The 18,910-nt window shown below is 33.1% G+C and carries 15 protein-coding genes; 6 read left to right on the top strand and 9 right to left on the bottom strand.

The features are described from left to right. Positions 1-106: 106 nt before the first annotated feature. The gene (locus AC13CQ_RS05195) at positions 107-3,628 is read left to right on the top strand and encodes a molybdopterin-dependent oxidoreductase (RefSeq protein WP_474506850.1); all 3,522 of its coding nucleotides are present in this window, start codon (positions 107-109) and stop codon (positions 3,626-3,628) included. A gap of 70 nt (positions 3,629-3,698) precedes the next feature. Next, complete coding sequence (locus tag AC13CQ_RS05190) at positions 3,699-5,141, top strand: rubredoxin (protein ID WP_474506851.1); 1,443 nt, start codon at positions 3,699-3,701, stop codon at positions 5,139-5,141. 378 nt (positions 5,142-5,519) lie between these two features. Here AC13CQ_RS05190 and AC13CQ_RS05185 read toward each other — a convergent pair whose 3' ends face one another. Genes AC13CQ_RS05185 through AC13CQ_RS05175 form a run of 3 tightly spaced genes read right to left on the bottom strand, consistent with a single transcriptional unit; the run spans position 5,520 to position 8,129 of the window. Next, entirely contained in the window at positions 5,520-6,407 is an 888-nt protein-coding gene (locus tag AC13CQ_RS05185; protein WP_008614022.1) for a molybdenum cofactor synthesis domain-containing protein, read from the bottom strand. A gap of 51 nt (positions 6,408-6,458) precedes the next feature. Next, positions 6,459-6,896, bottom strand: coding sequence for a molybdenum cofactor biosynthesis protein MoaE (locus tag AC13CQ_RS05180; protein WP_040879745.1), 438 nt, complete (start codon positions 6,894-6,896; stop codon positions 6,459-6,461). 36 nt (positions 6,897-6,932) lie between these two features. Next, positions 6,933-8,129, bottom strand: a complete 1,197-nt coding sequence (locus tag AC13CQ_RS05175; protein WP_337899995.1) for a molybdopterin molybdotransferase MoeA — start codon at positions 8,127-8,129, stop codon at positions 6,933-6,935. Positions 8,130-8,472: 343 nt separating this feature from the next. On the opposite strand from AC13CQ_RS05175, the gene AC13CQ_RS05170 reads away from it, so the two are divergent. Next, positions 8,473-9,741, top strand: a complete 1,269-nt coding sequence (locus tag AC13CQ_RS05170) for an alginate export family protein (RefSeq protein ID WP_008614018.1) — start codon at positions 8,473-8,475, stop codon at positions 9,739-9,741. 493 nt (positions 9,742-10,234) lie between these two features. Here AC13CQ_RS05170 and AC13CQ_RS05165 read toward each other — a convergent pair whose 3' ends face one another. From AC13CQ_RS05165 to AC13CQ_RS05150, 4 genes are all read right to left on the bottom strand, one after another. Next, entirely contained in the window at positions 10,235-10,963 is a 729-nt protein-coding gene (locus tag AC13CQ_RS05165; RefSeq protein WP_008614016.1) for a LytR/AlgR family response regulator transcription factor, read from the bottom strand. Then, complete coding sequence (locus AC13CQ_RS05160; RefSeq protein WP_008614015.1) at positions 10,941-12,032, bottom strand: sensor histidine kinase; 1,092 nt, start codon at positions 12,030-12,032, stop codon at positions 10,941-10,943. The genes AC13CQ_RS05165 and AC13CQ_RS05160 overlap by 23 nt, the downstream gene beginning before the upstream one ends. Then, positions 12,029-12,325, bottom strand: a complete 297-nt coding sequence (locus AC13CQ_RS05155; RefSeq protein WP_008614012.1) for a DUF4907 domain-containing protein — start codon at positions 12,323-12,325, stop codon at positions 12,029-12,031. The genes AC13CQ_RS05160 and AC13CQ_RS05155 overlap by 4 nt, the downstream gene beginning before the upstream one ends. A gap of 115 nt (positions 12,326-12,440) precedes the next feature. Next, on the bottom strand, positions 12,441-13,433 hold the full coding sequence (locus AC13CQ_RS05150; protein WP_008614010.1) for a Kelch repeat-containing protein: 993 nt from the start codon (positions 13,431-13,433) through the stop codon (positions 12,441-12,443). Positions 13,434-13,649: 216 nt separating this feature from the next. On the opposite strand from AC13CQ_RS05150, the gene AC13CQ_RS05145 reads away from it, so the two are divergent. Both AC13CQ_RS05145 and bamG read left to right on the top strand, forming a co-directional pair. Next, the gene (locus AC13CQ_RS05145; RefSeq protein ID WP_008614009.1) at positions 13,650-14,972 is read left to right on the top strand and encodes a DUF4270 family protein; all 1,323 of its coding nucleotides are present in this window, start codon (positions 13,650-13,652) and stop codon (positions 14,970-14,972) included. Continuing rightward, on the top strand, positions 14,959-16,203 hold the full coding sequence (bamG, locus tag AC13CQ_RS05140; protein WP_008614008.1) for a BamG family beta-barrel-assembly machinery protein: 1,245 nt from the start codon (positions 14,959-14,961) through the stop codon (positions 16,201-16,203). Before AC13CQ_RS05145 ends, bamG begins: the two co-directional genes overlap by 14 nt. A gap of 42 nt (positions 16,204-16,245) precedes the next feature. On the opposite strand, the gene AC13CQ_RS05135 is transcribed toward bamG, so the two are convergent. After that, a complete protein-coding gene (locus AC13CQ_RS05135) occupies positions 16,246-17,451 on the bottom strand; it encodes an MFS transporter (RefSeq protein ID WP_418887123.1) in 1,206 nt (401 codons plus the stop codon). A gap of 87 nt (positions 17,452-17,538) precedes the next feature. Here AC13CQ_RS05135 and AC13CQ_RS05130 point away from each other — a divergent pair, with 87 nt between their 5' ends. Continuing rightward, positions 17,539-18,102 (top strand): Crp/Fnr family transcriptional regulator, encoded by a 564-nt coding sequence (locus tag AC13CQ_RS05130; RefSeq protein ID WP_335588327.1) that lies wholly within the window; start codon positions 17,539-17,541, stop codon positions 18,100-18,102. Between the two features lie 84 nt (positions 18,103-18,186). On the opposite strand, the gene AC13CQ_RS05125 is transcribed toward AC13CQ_RS05130, so the two are convergent. Further along, positions 18,187-18,765, bottom strand: a complete 579-nt coding sequence (locus AC13CQ_RS05125) for a YdeI/OmpD-associated family protein (protein ID WP_008614002.1) — start codon at positions 18,763-18,765, stop codon at positions 18,187-18,189. Between the last annotated feature and the right edge of the window lie 145 nt (positions 18,766-18,910).

Below are 18,910 nucleotides of genomic sequence, written 5' to 3'. Positions count from 1 at the left end.
TTGCTTGAACCTATTTTATATCAGAAAAAAATATCGGAAATTGAATTCAAGCTATTATAATTAAGCACAAAATGCGAAGTTATTTTAGCTAAAAAAACAAACATTCATGTTGAAAGAAGAAGTAAAAACTACCTGTTCGTATTGTGGTGTTGGCTGTGGAATTGTTGTTAAAAAAGACGCTCAAAACAAAGTTTATGTGGAAGGCGACAAAGACCACCCAGTTAACAAAGGAATGTTATGTTCTAAAGGAATGAACCTCCATTATGTTGCGAATGATACTTCTGATAGGATTCTGTATCCCGAAATGAGATGGAGTAAATCGCATCCTAGAGAGCGTGTTTCTTGGGATGATGCAATGGAACGAGCAGCTTCAGTTTTTAAATCGATTATAAAAAAACACGGTCCAGATAGTGTTGGTTTTTATGTTTCTGGACAATGTTTAACAGAAGAATATTACATTGCTAATAAACTTACAAAAGGCTTTTTAGGCACTAATAATATTGATACCAATTCTCGTTTATGCATGAGTTCGGCTGTTGTAGGTTATAAAAAAACATTTGGAGAAGACTCTGTCCCTATTGCTTATGAAGATATTGAATTAGCGGATTGCTTCCTTATTTCTGGGGCTAATCCAGCTTGGTGTCATCCTATTCTCTTCCGAAGAATTGAAAAACACAAAGAGGAAAATCCGAATGTTAAAATTATAGTTATAGATCCTAGAAAAACGGATTCAGCAAACTTTGCCGATTTACATTTGCAACTTATTCCTGGAACGGACGTTGTGCTTCATAATGCTATAGGTAGGCGTCTGTTAGAACGTGGTCTTATTGATTATAATTTTATTAAAGAGCACACTGAGGATTTTCAGAAATATAAAGAACAAATTTTAGAAACTTCAATTAAAAAAGCAGCCAAAATCTGTGGAGTTTCAGAAAATGATATAAAAAGAGCAGCCGATATGATTGGTCTCGCCAAAGGCTTTATAAGCATGTGGGCTATGGGACTAAATCAAAGTGTGGTTGGCACAGATAAGAATTTTTCATTACTCAATTTATCGCTCATAACAGGACAAATAGGAAAACCAGGTGCTGGTCCTTTTTCACTTACTGGACAACCAAATGCCATGGGAGGACGAGAAGTTGGCGGAATGGCAAATTTATTGGCGGTTCATAAAAACCTGTTTAATGAAGAGCACCGCAAAGAAGTTGCTCAATTTTGGGGAGTAAATAGTATCTCGGGGAAACCTGGCTACACTGCTACAGAAATGTTTGAAGCGCTAGAAAAGGGCAAACTTAAAGCTATTTGGATTGTCTGTACCAATCCGCTTATAAGTATGCCAAATGTTAGAAGGGTTGAAAAAGCTCTTAAAAATGCAAAGTTTGTAGTGGTTCAAGATATTTCTCACAAATCTGATACTACAAAAATGGCAGATCTCCTACTCCCTGCAGCAGGATGGCTGGAAAAAGAAGGTACCATGACTAATTCGGAGCGCCGTATCTCCTACCTTCCAAAAGCTATAAACGCTCCTGGAGAAGCACGACCAGATGTTGAAATTCTGTGTGATTTTGCCAATAAAATGGGGTTCAGAGGGTTTAATTATAATGCTACCGAAGAAATATATCGAGAATATTGTGCTATGACTAAAGGCACAAATATTGATATTTCTTTTTTAGATTACGACCGACTCAAAAATGAAGGTACCATGCAATGGCCTGTTCCTGAGTATAGACATCAAGGAACTACACGCCTTTTTGAAGATAAAAAATTTTATACTCCTTCTCAAAAAGCTATTTTTAATATTCCTTATAGCGTTGAAAATGCATCCATACAACCGAGTAGTGAATTTCCATTAATCTTAACTACTGGAAGGGTTAGAGATCAATGGCATACCATGACAAAAACAGGCAAAGTAGCTCGCTTACATACGCACTACCCTGCTCCTGTTTTAGAAATTAATTCTGTAGATGCATATGTTTATGGAGTTAAAAACGGAGATATTACAGAAATAAAAAGTAAAAATGGAGTAGTTAGATTACGAGCAAAAATAACAGATTCTGTACGAGAAGGTGTTATTTTTATTCCGATGCACTGGGGAAAAGTCTTAAAAAGCGATCTAAATAGGGCTAATAATCTTACAAATAATATTATTGACCCACAGTCTAAAGAACCTGATTTTAAATTTACAGCTGTTGCCGTTTCAAAATATAAAAAAGAAACTGAAAAAATAATAGTAGTAGGTGCTGGTGCTGCTGCTTTCAGATTTGTACAAAATTATAGGGAGCATAATATCCATGACGAAATTCTTGTTTTCTCACAAGAACCACATCCTTTTTATAACAGGGTTTTATTACCGGAATATATTACTGAAGAACTTTCATGGGAGCAACTTCAGAAGGTAAAAGAAAAAGAACTTGGAAAGCTTAAAATTGCCTTACACGGGAGTACTTCAATAGTTTCTATAGATAAAGACAATAAATTTATTATCGACAGTCACGGAAATAAACATTTTTATGACAAGCTTATTTTAGCCACTGGGAGTCGTGCTTTTGTTCCTAATGATGTACAATTAGAGCTTCCTGGAAGGTTTACAATGCGAAGTAAAAGTGATGCTGATGAATTTAAAAAACATCTAGAAAATACCGCACTTCCTAGTCAGGACCAGCATGTGGTAATTGTTGGTGGCGGACTTTTAGGACTTGAACTAGCTGCTGCTTTAAAACATCAAGGTGTAAAAATTACCATTGTACAACGCTCTTCTAGATTAATGGAGCGCCAATTGGATAAAACTTCAAGTAAATTACTTGCGCTAGATGTGCAAGAAAGAGGAGTTCAAATCTATTTTGATAATGAAGTAAGTACTGTTTTTGACGATGATGAAACAGGAAATTTATCCATCACCTTAAAAAGTGGAAAAAGCTTTAACGCCCATGCTATTGTATATGCTATTGGAACACGGCCAAACATAGAAATAGCAAAACAAGCAGGGATTGACTGTGGTAGAGGCATCAAAATAAATCAACATCTGCAAAGCTCTGATGCTTCCATTTTTGCTATTGGAGAAATTGCTCAATTTAATAATGAATTGTTTGGAATTACTTCAGCAGCAGAAGAGCAAGCAAATATCCTCTCAAACTTTATTGCTGGGGATATAAGTAGCGGTTACAAAGGTTCTGTTTTAATGAATATTTTAAAATTCAACGATTTAAATCTCTGTAGTATTGGAGAAATAAATGTTCCTGAAAACGACTCTAGTTATGAAGAGATCATTTTTATGGATGTTAGTAAACGCTATTACAAAAAATGTATTGTAAAAGACGATCTTTTAGTGGGTGCTATTTTAATGGGCGATAAAGATGAGTTTGCTGAGTTTAAAGAAATGATTGAAGGCAAAATGGAACTCTCCGACAAAAGAAACACCCTTTTACGAGGTGCTACAAACACCAAGCCCGTTTTAGGAAAACTCGTTTGCTCTTGTAGTCAAGTAGGTGCTGGAAATATTGAAGAGGCTATTAACAGCGGATGTAATGATTTTACTGAATTATGTAAGCAAACTGGCGCTGGTTTAGGCTGTGGAAGTTGTAAAACAGAAGTTCGAGAATTATTAAAAAGTAATAGTGTTTTAGCTTAAGATATTTCTGATAAAACTAATAAAGTTTTTTAAATAGTAAAACCTCGATTATCGAGTAAAATAGAATGGGATGAAGAAGGAATTAAATAGATTAATTATAAAAGGAGGCGTTTTATCTCCTGGAGAATTAAAATCGATTGCAGAAGCGGCAGAGAATTCTGGCTTAAAAACAATATCTTTTGGCTCTCGACAAGATATTCTTTTTTCAAAAGAAATAGCTAAAGAAAACATCTCAAATTTTAATAGCTTAGAATGGATTGCTCCAAATGAAAAAGGAACAGAAAACATTATGAGTTCCTACGTTTCTGCTGATATTTTCCCAAAAAGTTCTTGGTTAACGGGCGACCGTTACCTGTATATTTTAGAGCAATTTAGACATCATCCTTTACTAAAAATAAATATTACCGACCCCAAACAACGACTTGTTCCTCTCTTTACGGGACATCTAAATTTTATAGCTTCTCCTCACGAAGATTATTGGTACTTGTATGTAAGATTGCCGCATTGGGAAAAAACAATAATGTACCCAGCGCTTATTTACAGTTGGGATATTTCAAAAGTATCACTTGCTATTGAAGAATTATTACAAGAAGAACCAGAAGAAATTACTATGGTTTTTGAATTGGTGAACGATGCCATCGATACAAATAATAGAACTGTAGACACTCCATTGGATGTACCATTTCATCCTTTCCCTTATTATGAAGGAATGAATAGAATGGGTTCCGATAAATATTGGTTAGGGCTTTATTGGAGAAACAATAAATACGATCTAGATTTTTTAAAAGCTATGTGCGATTTATGCGCTGAGTGCAAAATTGGAAAGATCTGCATTACGCCATGGAAATCGTTTATTATTAAGGGAATTCAAACAGAATTTAAGTTAAAGTGGGAAAAATTTCTAGGAAAACGAGGAATTAACGTTCGCCATTCAATGCTTGAACTTAATTGGCATCTCCCTGTAGCAAATAAAGAAGCCGTAAAATTAAAAAAATTCTTGGTTGCTAATTTCGACCAAAACGACATAAGTACCTATGGTCTTACTTTTGGAATTACAGATTACAATAAAAAAGCATATTACTTTACAGCTATTGTTATTGAAAAAAATAAACAACCAGAAGCGTTAGGCAGTTTTAAAATTAGAAATACTTATAACTTATTATACGCCAAAAACTTCGATCCAAATACGCTAGAGTACATTACACATGTCCAAGATATAGATAAGGTTGAGTTACCAGGATTGTTAATGGAACTGAGTAAAATGTATTTTGAAACTTTAGGCGATGAAAAAGAAACCCCTAAGAAAGAAACTGAAGCTAAGAAAGAAATAGAAACCGAAGTCTACCAATGTAGCGAATGTCTTACTATTTACGACCCAATATATGGAGATTCTACGCAAGATATTCCTACAAATACTCCCTTTGAAGAACTTCCCGAAGCCTATTGCTGCTCGTTATGTGAAGCACCAAAATCTTCTCTTAATAAATTGAATTTGATTAAAGAAATTAGTTAATGGCTTGAAGCAAAAAAATTGTTATTCGTTAATAGTTAATAGTTAATTGTTGTTAGTTAATATCTTTGTCTTTTATAGTTCAACTAACAACAACCTACTATCAGTCAAGACAGGAGACAAAGAGGCAAGAGACAAAGAGACAAAGAGACAAAGAGGCAAGAGGCAAGAGGCAAAAGACAAAAGACAAGAGACAAGAGAAACAACATAAAATCTTTATTCTTTTTCTCTTTAACTCATTAACTTTTTTACTTCGGACTTCGGACTTCCAACTTCTTCAACTATCAATCAAGACAAGAGACATGTACAAATCTTTGTTCTTGATTCTTTAATTCTTGTTTCCTTTAACTTTTTTACTTCTTCCAACTCCCCGACTCTCAACTAATCATGCGATTGCCCTCTTAGAATTTTAAATACATGCAATACATGAGGAAAAATAGCATCCATAGACTCTCGGGCTCCATTGGTAGAGCCTGGCAAAGCTAAAACTAAACAATTTCCAATAGTTCCAGCCACGCTTCTTGAGAGCATTGCAAAAGGCATTCGCTCTTGTCCATAACTACGAATAGCTTCTTCAATTCCAGGAATATTTCGCTCTAGAAGTGGTGCTAACGCCTCTGGAGTGACATCCCTAAATGACAGACCAGTTCCTCCAGTATAAATTAATAAATTATTGGTTTTAGAAAGCTCCAAAGCTTTTTCAGCAATACTATCTTTTTCATCTGGAATCACTTCATAATGAGACACTTTTACAGAAGATTCTTTTAACTTCTCTATTATAGCTTTCCCTGCTTTATCCTCTTTCTTTCCTTCAGAAATAGTATCAGAACAAACAATTACTGCCGCCTTTAAATTAGAAGGAAACATCCTTTTAAAACCTTGTAATGCACTCTTACTTTTTAAAATTTTAACCGCCCCAATGGCAACTCCTGCATGAGTCGTTTCTAGCATTTTTGAAAGAATAATAGCAGCAACAGAAGCACCTAACATAGCCTCCGAATCTAAATTATCTTTATGGATTGCCTTAACTGTTACTGTAAACTTTAAACAAGTTCCTTCTAAAGTATCTAACACTTCTATTGCATCTATTATAGTTGGATAAACCTCTGGAAGTATTGAAAATGCATTCTTTACAGCCAGTTGCACCCCTCCTTTTATAGAAGCAAAAACTTCTTTAGTATATAACGGAATCAACTCTTCGTGCAACTCTATATTAATTTCTGCTACAGAAACACAAGCTGTTTTTATTTCGTTGGAAATATCTTTCATTTACTAAAGTTTGGGTATTTGGTAAGTGTATTTAATTTTATGTTTAGAATACTAACTATTCACTTTCCATTGATGAGTTTCATCTTCAAAAATTTCTTTGCCAAAAATGGGAACTTCCTCTTTTATCATATTAACTATAGCTTCTGTTGCTTCATAAACCTCTTTTCTACGTTCTGAAGAAACAAAAACAAAAAGACAAATTTCTCCAGCATTTACTTTTCCTAGACTATGATAAATATGCATACATGTTAAATTAAATTTTGCAAAGGCTTTCTCTCTAATTTCATATAACTTTTCGTCGGCCATACTTTCGTATGTTGTATATTCAATAGCGCTTACTTTTTTACCTTCAATTACATCTGCACGCACTTGTCCCAAAAAAATATTATGAGCTCCAATAGAATGTTTTGACTGGTGTTTTGCAATAGAATTAGCTATAAAGTCTGGCAAAATAGCCCCTTCCATAAATACATTTTTCTTTTTCTTCATCTTAAAATCGTGTAAAAATCTATTCGGATTATAAAGTTACTGAAGAATCTCTAGATAATGAACTTCTTCTCCCTTTTCTATTTTTTTTATAGTTTCTGGAATATATACTAAGGCATTTGCAGCTACCAAACTTTGAAGCATTGCAGAATTCTGATTCTCGCTTATTTTCACTGAACCCCCTCTTACTTCAGCTCTCAAAAACAAACTCTTATTGGTAGGGTTTAATAATTCCTCTTCTAAGGTTGCCTTTTTTAATAATAGAATAGATTCGTTACCAAGAGCTAATTGAATTGCAGGCAGTACATATACTTGATAATTTATAAAACAAGCGGCTGGATTTCCTGGTAATCCAAATACCAATGTATTTTCTTTCTTTCCAAAATAAATAGGTTTTCCTGGACGCTGATTAATTTTATAAAACTTCTCACATACACCATTTGTTTGAAAAGCATTTCGCATTAAGTCGTAATCTCCCACAGAAATACCTCCAGATGCAATTAGCAGATCATAATTTTCTATTGCTTTCTTTACCACCTCAACAGAATCCTCTTCGGTATCTTTTACGTTATAACAGGCAATTTTTTCTATTCCAGCTTTTTTTAATAGCATTTTTAACATTATGGAATTACTGTCATAAATTTTCCCTCGTGTTAAACTCTCACCGGCAGATTCTAATTCATTTCCTGTTATTAAAATTGCAACACTAGGTTTTTTATTAATTTTTACTTTAGCAATTCCTAAACCACTTAAAAAAGCCAATGCTGCACTGTTTAATAAAGTCCCTTTTGGCAATGCTAACGCACCCTTTTTTATTAATTCTCCAGGGATTCTAATATTATTTTTTTCTGTTTTTTTCTGAAGAAAGATTTGCTCTTCTTTTTCCAAAACATGCTCTTTCATAATAACATTATCTGCGTCATCTGGAACTTGTGCACCTGTAAAAATCCGAGCTCCTTCTCCTACTTCCAATTTAATATCTTTTGAATCTCCAGCCTGAATTTCCTCTTTAATTGTATAAAATCCTCCCTGATGAGATCGAACTGCAAAACCATCCATTGCCGATTGCCGAAAAGGAGGTAAATTAATTGGGGAAAACACAGCCTCCGATAAATATGAGTCTAATGCTTCTGATACACTTACCTCCTCTACTCCTAACGAAATAGAATTATTTTGAATTAACGCAAGAGCTTCCTTTACAGAAATCATTTCTTTATCTTTAACTGTAACAAACATAATGAATATTTTTAACCAACTATAAAATAATTACGTATTTATACTTAATAATTAAGTTTAAATACGTAGATTTGATTAAGATTCATTTTTTGAAACCCTCATAAGAGGATTTATTATAACCAAAACCTGTGCTAAACTTAGCCGAAGTATAATCGTTTTAACAAAATAAATTGAATAGAACATAGGTTTTTACAAAGTATGACTCTTTGCTTAATTAAGTAACTACCTCGGGGCAAGCCCACAAGGTATTCAAAGGAAACAAATTTAATTCATTTCGACGCAGAGCGTCGGGGAACTAGCCCTCTATGAGGGATTAAAACACTGAAAAATTAAATCTAATCGTATGAAAAAAATTACTACAACCTTAATTGTTTTGCTCTGCTTTTCTAATCTAATTTTAAGTCAAACAGTAGAAGTATCCGCCGATATTCGTCCGCGTTTTGAATACCGACATGGTTATAGTTCGTTATTTCCCGATGATGCAGACCCTGCTGCATTTGTTGCCCAACGATCGAGATTAAATATTGATTATAAATCTGAGTTGTTAGCTGTTATGATTAGTGTGCAGGATGTTAGCACATGGGGAGATACCAGACAAATATTGCCTATTGATGGTAATGATTCTTTCTCTTTATTTCAGGCTTGGGCTGAATTGAATATAAATAAAAATTGGTCGACTAAAGTAGGGCGCCAAAGTATTGCTTACGATAATGAGCGTATTTTTGGAGGACTTGATTGGGCAATGCAAGGTCGTTTTCATGATGCTGCATTGATAAGATACCATAACGAATCTTTTATGGCAGATGCAGGCTTTGCATTTAGCCAAACAAGTCAGCAAAACGAAGGTACAGCATACAATGTCCCTGGCTTTTTTACTTACAAAACTATGCAGTATTTATATGCTAAAAAGACTTTAGAAAACGCTTCTGCAAGTTTTTTATTTTTAAATACAGGATTTCAAAAATTTGATATCAATGATGAAGCCGACGGTGTTTATTACACACAAACAGCAGGTACATATTTTACATTTCCAATTTCCGTTATAAATATGTCGGGGAGCTTTTACTATCAATTTGGAAAAGCATATCCTTTAAATGTTGATTTAAATGCTTATGAATTTATGTTGGAAGGAAGCTACAAACCACAAAATACTTTATTCGCATTAGGATTTGAATTATTAAGTGGCTCCGACCAAGGAGGAGCAGATAATAATTCCTTTTTCCCTTTATATGGAACCAACCATGCTTTTAACGGATTTATGGATTATTTCTATGTGGGAAATTATACCAATAGCGCAGGTTTAAATGATGTTTATGGTAAAGTAGTTTTTAAAACAGGAGAAAAATCAAACCTATTAACCTCGGTACATTACTTTGGAGCTAATGGAGACCTTGCTAATAATGCAGATTCTTATTTGGGTACCGAAATAGATTTACAATATACTCATAAACTTATGAAATTTGCTACTTTAAAAGTAGGATATTCTCATATGTTTGCTTCGGAAAGTATGAGTTTAATAAAAGAAGGTAGACCAAACGACAATACAAATAATTGGGCTTGGGCAATGCTGGTAATTAATCCTAAGTTATTTACCCACTCGGTAGGTAATTAAACTAAAGAGGGGTTGTATAAAAAGTACTATCATTTCGTTTAGCGATTTCCGCCCGTTTGCTTATAGGTTATTGCGGCTAGTGCTTTACCATTATTCTTTGGATTTCTTTCTTCGATTAAATCAATTTGTCGCTGAAATAATTTTTCTAAATTCTCTTTAAGTTGAAAATATAAGTTCGTGTATTTAAAAGAGTCCGTTTCTTCAAAATCTACAATAAAGTAATATCAGAATCGTCTTTAAAATCGTTACGAGTCGCTGAGGCAGAAGCGAAAAACGTTTTGACCTTGTATTGCTTAAAAAGCTTCTTAATTTGATTAATATTTTGTTTAGATATTTTAATAAGTCAAAATACTCAAAAATTAGTTCAGATCACTAATTCAAAATTCTTTCAGCATTAGTCACTGCAAGCAGATAAACTTCCCAGAAGAAAAGTAAGAGTTCTAAGACCTAGTACTCCTCACTTTAAAAATTTCTTTCTATCCATTTTTAGCTATTATTTAATTCCTAATCGGTTATAGAATTCCTCTTTATAGCTTTCTCCTATTGGAATCCGTATATCATCAATAACTACTTTATTTTTCTGAATCGTTTTCACAAAAGGTACATTAATTACAAACGATCTATGAATACGTACAAAATTCTTTTCTGGAAGTTTTGATAAGAGCTCCTTAAAACTCATCAAGGTTAGAATAGGTTTATTAGTCCCATCAACATGAACTTTTAAATAATCTTTCAGGCCTTGAATATATTTTATTTCTTCTAAATTAACTTTCACATTTTCGTAATCGGCTTTAATGAAAATATAATCGTTTTCTAATTTTTTTTCTCCTGCGGAAGAAAATACATTTGTAATCATAGTAGAATTTTTGTTTGAAATAATTTCTTTTGCTCTCGAAACAGCTTTTATAAACCTGTGGTATGGAATAGGTTTTACTAAATAATCTACTGCATTAAGTTCAAAACCTTCAACAGCATATTGTGAATAGGCAGTGGTAAAAATAAACAGCGGCTTATTGTCTAGAGAATTAATAAAATCGATTCCATTAATTTGTGGCATTTCAATATCCGAAAATATCAAGTCTACTTTTTTCTCTTTAATGGTAACAATAGCGTCTAAGGCATTAGTAAAAATGCCTACTACATCAATAAAGTCTAATTTGCTACAATATTCTTTTATTAAATCTATTGCCAATGGCTCATCATCTATTATTATACACCTCATCACTTTGAATATTTAGTATCGTTAAATTTATGGTATAGTAATTCCCGTCGTTTTCTATGTCTAGTTTATGCGTTTCAGGATATAATAATTTGAGTCTATTCTGAATATTTTTCAATCCAATTCCCGAACTTTCAGGGGATTTTTGTATAATTCCTATTTTATTTTTTACAAACAAGTGAACCTTATCCTCCTGAATAGAAATATTTATTTTAACCCATGTATTTCCCGTATAATCAGTTCCGTATTTAAACGCATTTTCAATAAATGAAATGAATAGTAAAGGTTTGATTGTTTTCCCTTTATCATCGCCATAAATATTAAAATAAACATCTTCTGCATTAGGCAATCTCAATCTTTGAAGTTGAATATAACTTTTAATGTATTCCAGCTCTTTTTCCAAGTAAACCACCTCCTTATTTGCCTCATAAATCATGTAGCGCATTAATTCTGAAAGACTTATAATGGCCTCCGGAGTATCTGGAGATTTTTTAATAGATAACGTATATACTGCATTTAAAGAATTAAACAAAAAGTGAGGATTTAATTGCGTTTTTAAAAACTGAAGTTCAGAATTAATCTTCTCATTTTCTGTCTTTTCCCGAATACGTTCATTTTTATTCCATTCAATATATACTCGTATAATTGTTCCCACAACAAAATAAAATGCGCCACCTATTGCAGGGCCAATAAACATTTTAAATTTAAACCAATCGTCTCTAGGAAATCTTCTTGCAAAATCTTCAGGTCGAGGCAATCCTTTAATTTCCTCCCGATGAAATAATAAATCAGGAGGTAATGTTAACTCCATAATATAGTTTACTACCACTATAATTGCTAGGGAAATAAATAAATATGGAAGTATTTTTTTTTTCAATAAAAGCTTGGGCACTAAATAGTAATAGTTAAAGTAAAAAAGTACAATATTAATGAAAAATCTAGGCGATAAATTGGAGGTGAAATCTATAGTACCTGTTCTGCTATACGACTGAAATAACATAACACCAAACCAACAAAGCCACACTAAAAAGTGTAGTAAAACTTCATTAACTAATTTCTTCGGAGCTTTCATTTATTTATATTAACATCTAAACTATCTAAGTCTTTTATTGCTATAATTGGCTTTTCTCTCTGTTTCAATTTATATTTTACTAACGTAGCAACCTTCCATGCATCTGCTTCACTTACAAAGACTTTTCTATAACTAATTGCTGGGATATACTCTTGCTTTATTATAACATTCTCTTTATATAATACTTCATAACCATATCCGTTGTTAACTTTTATAACCTTTGCGGAGAGTAATTCGTCCTTCTTAAAAATCCAAAACGCGGATAATAATACTAAAGAACTGATAATAAGCAAGTAGCTTTTTGTTTTATTTAACCTCATCTAAAAGAATTCTTAAATTTATTTTAAGAGGTGCGGATCCAGCGCACCTCTTAATCTACTCAACAAACAAGTAAGAAATTTTCTCACTTTAATCTTCATCGTCGTATTCCATATCAGGAAAAAACTCATCTAAATCGTCTAAATAAAGACTTCCCGTTCTTCCTAATCCAACAAAACTTCTTGTACCATTTGAAAATCCAATAGCATCCAATCTAGAAGAACCTTCAAAACTTGTCATTTCTTCCCAAACATCTGTTAGAGGATTGTATTGCCAAGCACTTGCAACTGCCCCATTTTGTTCTCCGCTTACTACATACCCATAACCATTCATTGTAAAACTTACGGCATTACTTCTAACAACGGAGTAACTATCTTCTTCATCTAAATCTAATAATTTTGTCCACTCATTTGTAGCTGGATTAAACTTCCAAAAGTCGTCTGTATATACCCCGTTAGAAACTCCGGTTCCTAGGTATACAATTCCATCAATAACAAAAGCTGTAGCAGCTCTCTTTTTATTTCCTCCATACCCTTCAAGCTCTACCCAAGTATCGGTTGAAGGATCGTATTTCCAAAAATCTTTACGGTCGTTATCTCCATCGAAACCTGTTCCAAAATATCCGTATCCATCTACACTAAAAGCTGTAGCGCTACGTCTGTGTGTTCCTGGAAAATCTGCAATAGCATTCCATGTATTTGTAGTTGGATTGTATTGATAGAAATCTCCTAATTCGTCTAGTCCATCATAACCAGAACCTATATATCCTTTTCCGTCTATTTGAAATCCTACCCCAGCACTTCTTGCTACCCCAGGAAAGTCTGCTTTCTGCGACCAGTAATTTCCATCCATATCATAAGCCCAGAAATCATTTAGATAATCATCTCCGTCATAACCAACGCCCATATATCCAATATTATCTATTGTAAAGGCAGACGATCCACTTCTTGGAGTACCATCAAAAATGGAACGGTCTATCCAATTCCCTAATTCTTCGTCGTCATCATCAGACGAACAAGCTGTAAATGTTGTGCTGGTTACTGCTAATAGTACTAATAATTTTAAACTGTATAAACGCTTCATAGATTTAATTTTCAGGTAAAACTAAAGCAGTGATAAAGTCTAAAAAAATTGAATATATAAACCCTCAATTTTAATATACCAATAGGATGAATTTATCTATCAGTGCTTTTTAAAATATTAATCGGCTTCTTAACAGTGTTGATATACAAAATTCCCTGAATAATATATTAAGATTTTTCATGACTCATAGCTCCGTTACATTTACCAAAAAAACATATGCGAACACCTATTTACATTTCTATTCTAACTTTATTTTTTCTGTGTTCCTGCACAGACGACAGTAGTTATGACCCAGACTTTAATGCGGGAAACTCTTTTGCCAATAGTCAGATTAGGGTTATTGAAATTGATACGCTTACTATTGAAACCGCTACCATAAAATTTGACAGTCTTATTACCTCCAATAGCAACCGAATTTTAGTAGGAAAATATACCGACCCCGAATTTGGGAATGTAAAAACAGCTAGTTTTTTTGAAATGCTTCCCAATAGCTATACTATAGATAGTGAAGCTACTTACGACAGTATTAATTTGTACTTACATTACGATAATTATTATTATAACGACACCATTTCTTACAACGAAATTCATATAAAAAGAGCTAGTGAAGCTATAAAACCTAAAGAAGATGCCTTTTATAACACTAGTAAAATTGAATATGATTTAGAAGATATCGGAATGCTTACCTACAGCCCACGTCCAATGGAAGCTGATACTTTAGAAATAAAAATCAATGACGATCTAGGCAAAGAGATATTTGACAAACTACAAACAAAACTGATTACAAATACCGATGAGTTTAAAAATTATTTTAGAGGAATTACATTACAACCTGGAATTAATGACGATGGGGCAGTAATTGGTTTTTCTACTGAAACCACCTCTTGCTATATGAGGCTCTATTATTCAGTAGAAGAAGATACATACACCTCTCAGAGTTATATTGATATCCCTATAAATAAAGGAACAGATTATGTTTCATTTTTTAATCAGATTTCAACAGAAAATTCTAACGAATATCTCCAACAACTAACTAATCAAGAAGAAGGACTTTCTAGTAATCTTTCAGAAAATAAATCTTTTATTCAATCTGGAATTGGAGTTGCTACTACAGTTAAATTTCCTACCATAAAATCTCTTTTTGATATTGAAGGAACAGGAACTATTCTTGATGCTACGTTAAAAATAAATCCAGTATTACAGTCGTATAACGATAATCTCTCCCTTAGAGATACGCTAAATGTATATGCAATAGACAACAATAATAACATTACACAGCAACTAACCTATAGCGACGGTAGCGCTGTACAAGCTATTCTAAATAAAACAGATCAAGAGTTTAATAATATTTATTATGCGCTTCCCTTTGGAACCTATGTTGAAGAACTTTTAAACAGTCAGACCGACGATATCCAAGCCTTTGCTTTACTTCCAAATAATTACCAGTCTAGTGTTGATAGAATGGTAATTTATGGAAATACCAATACTAGTTACAAAATTGAATTAAACTTAATATATACTGTTTATGATGAAGATTAACCTCGTACTCATACTCTCTTTTTTATCCCTTACTGCAGCTGCACAATCGGAAAGCTTAACAAGTTCCCCCTATTCCTTATACGGGCTTGGTGTAATTAATCAAAGTAGTATTGGAAAAGTAAATGGGATGGGGTTTACTGGAATTGCCATGAAGTCTAATGGCTATATCAATAATTTAAACCCCGCCTCCTATTCGGTTATACCTCAAAATAGCTTTCTATTTGATGTTGGAGGAAAAGCAGAAATGAACACCTATGCTAATAAAAATAATTCTGAGAATAACAGTAGTTTTAATTTTTCTAATATTGCGATAGCTTTTCCTATAAATAGTAAAATGGGGATGGGATTAACCCTTATTCCATATAGTCAAGTAGGTTATTCTTTAATTGGTTTAGAAACCAATATTGAAGGTTCTACAGAAACTTTTGAGAGTAATATTTCTGGAAATGGAGGCTTAAATGAATTTACTGGGAATTTTGGGTATTCCCTTATTCCACGTATTAGTTTAGGAATGAGCGCCTCTGTATTGTTCGGAAATATTCAGGAAAATGAAGACTTTAGTATTAGTAGTGCTTCTTTTTCTTTAGAAGAAGAAACTGCTTACTCTGGGGTTCAATTAGGCTTTGGCACACAAATTGACGTTTTAAAAAACCTTACAATTGGTAGTACCATAAAGCTTCCCACTACTTTAAACGGAAACCTAAAACGTTCTACTTATAAAACTTTAGAATATAATAGCATTACTATTGAAGACCAAGCGGAAGATGATGCCGCAGATTTTAAACTTCCCATGCAATTCGGACTTGGATTTAGTAGTCGCCTATTTAATAATCAGCTTACTATTAATGGAGATTATAAGAAGAGTTTTTGGGACAATACCAATCAAACAGACCATATTGGCACATATACCGACCAAAATATATACGGAATCGGATTAGAATACACCAATGGCGCTAGAAATAAAAGTTACTTTAAACGGATTTCTTACAGAGCAGGTTTTAATTACGACGATGGATATTTAGAAATAAATAATAGTAAAATAAGTAATTACAGCATTACTGGTGGTTTAGGTTTACCTATTAGCAACAGAAATAATTCAACCCTAAATATTTCCTACAGTTATGGAACCAAAGGACTTGTTAAGAATATATTGGTAAAAGAAAATTATCATCTTATAACTGTCAATTTAAACTTACACGACTTTTGGTTTGTAAAACGCTTAGTTGATTAGCGTTAGAATGGCATGGAGAAAAGTTCTCTCCATGCTTTTTCTTTATTTATGTATGTTATTTTTAGTTACTGAAATTTTTCTAAGCATATAAACAAGTCCAATTATAGCAATTATTGATGAAGCATAAAATGCATTCGGGATTCTTTCAATTGTTGTTTGATAATACCATCCAGAAAATAACGCTCCAATACCTATTCCTGCTTCTAAAGCTATGTACATAGTTGCCATAGCCTTTCCTCTAGCTTCAGCTTTACTCATATCTATAGTCCAAGCATTCAAAGACGGCGTTAAGCCTCCCATTCCAATACCATATAGAATAGCACCTACAATAAATAAAACATAGGAGGTTGCCATTCCAATAACAATAACTGCAATAGCCAATACAATTAATCCTAATGTAATTACCACCGTACGCCCATACTTATCGGAAGCTTTCCCTCCGATAAATCGGATAATTAAAGATGAGATAGTAAATACAATGAAGAATAATCCTTTATTTGCTATTCCTAAATTTGTAGTCCAATCTGGAATAAGCGTAAGCATTACCCCATAAGAAACATAGCATAAAAATGTTACCAAAGCCGCTGGTAAAACTTCAATAGCTATAATATCTCTTCGTGTTATTTTTAATAATTTCCATGTAAATTTTTTCTTGGGTTCTAAGGTTTCTTTCATGTTTAAAATAATTAACATCGAAAGAAAAGCACATGCAGAAGAAAGGTAAAACAATGTATTATAGGTATAATTCATTTTAATAAAACTTCCAACTGCGGGACCAACAGCCATTCCTGTACTGTAAAACAAACTTTGCATCCCAATAGCCTCTCCCCAAGAGCGTTGAGGTGTAATATCTGCAACATAAGCTGAGGTTGCAGTAGGTTTAAAACCTGTAGAAAACCCATGTAAGAGTCGCAGTAGCAAAAAACCTACAACTGTGTTTAAAACAGGATATAACATTCCACAAAGCACACATACTAATGCTCCAAAAACCATTACTGGCACACGTCCAACCGTATCGGTTATGCGTCCGCTAAAAGGTCTAGAAATTCCTGCTGTTAATGTAAACAAGGCTATAATAAGTCCTATGTATTTTGCGCCTCCTAAAGAACTTAAATACGCAGGAAGCTCGGGAATTAGCATATTGTAACTCGCAGAAAACAATAACGAACTCGAACATACCATCGCAAATTTTAAATTATAAATAGGATGTGTATTATATTTTATCGCGATATTTTTTAAGAAGCCCATGCGTATTGAATATCTTTTTTTAATTTTAATTTGCAAAGAAATAGATTGTAATGCTACCAAAAAAGGACATTTGTCCGAAGTGATAAAATGATACGAAAAAACGCCGACCTCCTTCAGTATATAACAGAAAAACTCCTAAAAGAATCGGAAGATACTATTATAGCTCAGTCCTTTTCTTCAGGAGAAAAGATAGTAGACCAAAAGAAAAGAGTTTTCTCGGTATATATTATAAAATCTGGTATTACAAAATGTTATTTAACAGAAGATAATGGAGTTGATTTTATCCAAGAGTTTTTTGGCGAAGGAGAAATTTTCGGAGAATTAGAAGCCATTAATGGCGAGGTTAGTTTTTGTTGTATTGAAGCCATAAACGCTGTTGAAGTCTATAAAATAGAAGCTTCTTATTTCGACCAATTATTAGAAAAAGATATCACTTTTAATAAGCATATTTTAAAAGCATTAAGTAAAAAACTCACCTATACGGCTGTGAGACATGCCTACAATCAATCTCATACGTTAGAAGATAATTTACTGCGATTAATCCATCAATTCCCTACTCTTATAGACGAAATATCAAAACAAGATATTGCTAATTACTTAGGAATTACCCCTCGGAGTTTAAATAGAGTTTTGAGTACTATAAAACCCTGAATTAGTTAATGCTGCTATCTCAAAACTCTCATTAAATAAGTCCACAAAGAGTCCTTGAACAGTTTTAATTCAAGCATTTAGGAATTAATCGTTCAATCCTAGTCCTTCCATAATTTTTGGAATATATTTCTCTACTCTTGCCCCCCGAGTTTTAGACTGCTTGGCTTGAGAAAAATATAATAAATACCCGCGTTGCCTCCCTGGAGTTAAGGCTTCAAAAGCAGTTTTTAATTCTGGATCTTCATTTAGCTTTTGCTGAAATTCTTCTGGAACTTCATACTCCTTAGTCTTTTTTAATTCAACTTTCAACCCTGCTTTTTCTACTTCTACAGCTTCAAAAATATAGGTTTTTATAATCCGTTCTAAGTCTACTATTTCTTGCAGACTTGTAAAACGAATTTGCCGAGCCGACTGTACATTTTCTGTTTGCTGAATTAAAATAGCATGTCCATCGTTTAACAATACCCCTTTATGGAACAAGAGCGCACAATACTCTTTAAACCCGTGTATTAAAACTACATTGCTTCCATTGTATGTATAGCAAGGAACTCCCCATTTTAGCTCCTCTGTTAGTCCGCAATCCAATACTATAGTTCTCAATTTCTTGTATGCGGCTTGCCACTGTGTATCTTTTTCAAAAAAGAAATCAACTTTAGGATTCATCATTTTATTGATTAAAAGTCGTTAATGTCCGAGTAAAAATACAAGAATGCTTCGCTATTAGAAAAAAGAACAAAGACTAAATTTTAACTATCACAAAATAAGTGTTTTAAAGAAACAAAAGACGCTAGTTAAAAACAATGAAAAA

Source organism: Galbibacter sp. L-19 (genome assembly GCF_056857615.1).
The sequence above is the reverse complement of the archived record's forward strand: the minus strand, read 5'-3'. Positions and strand labels throughout refer to the sequence as shown.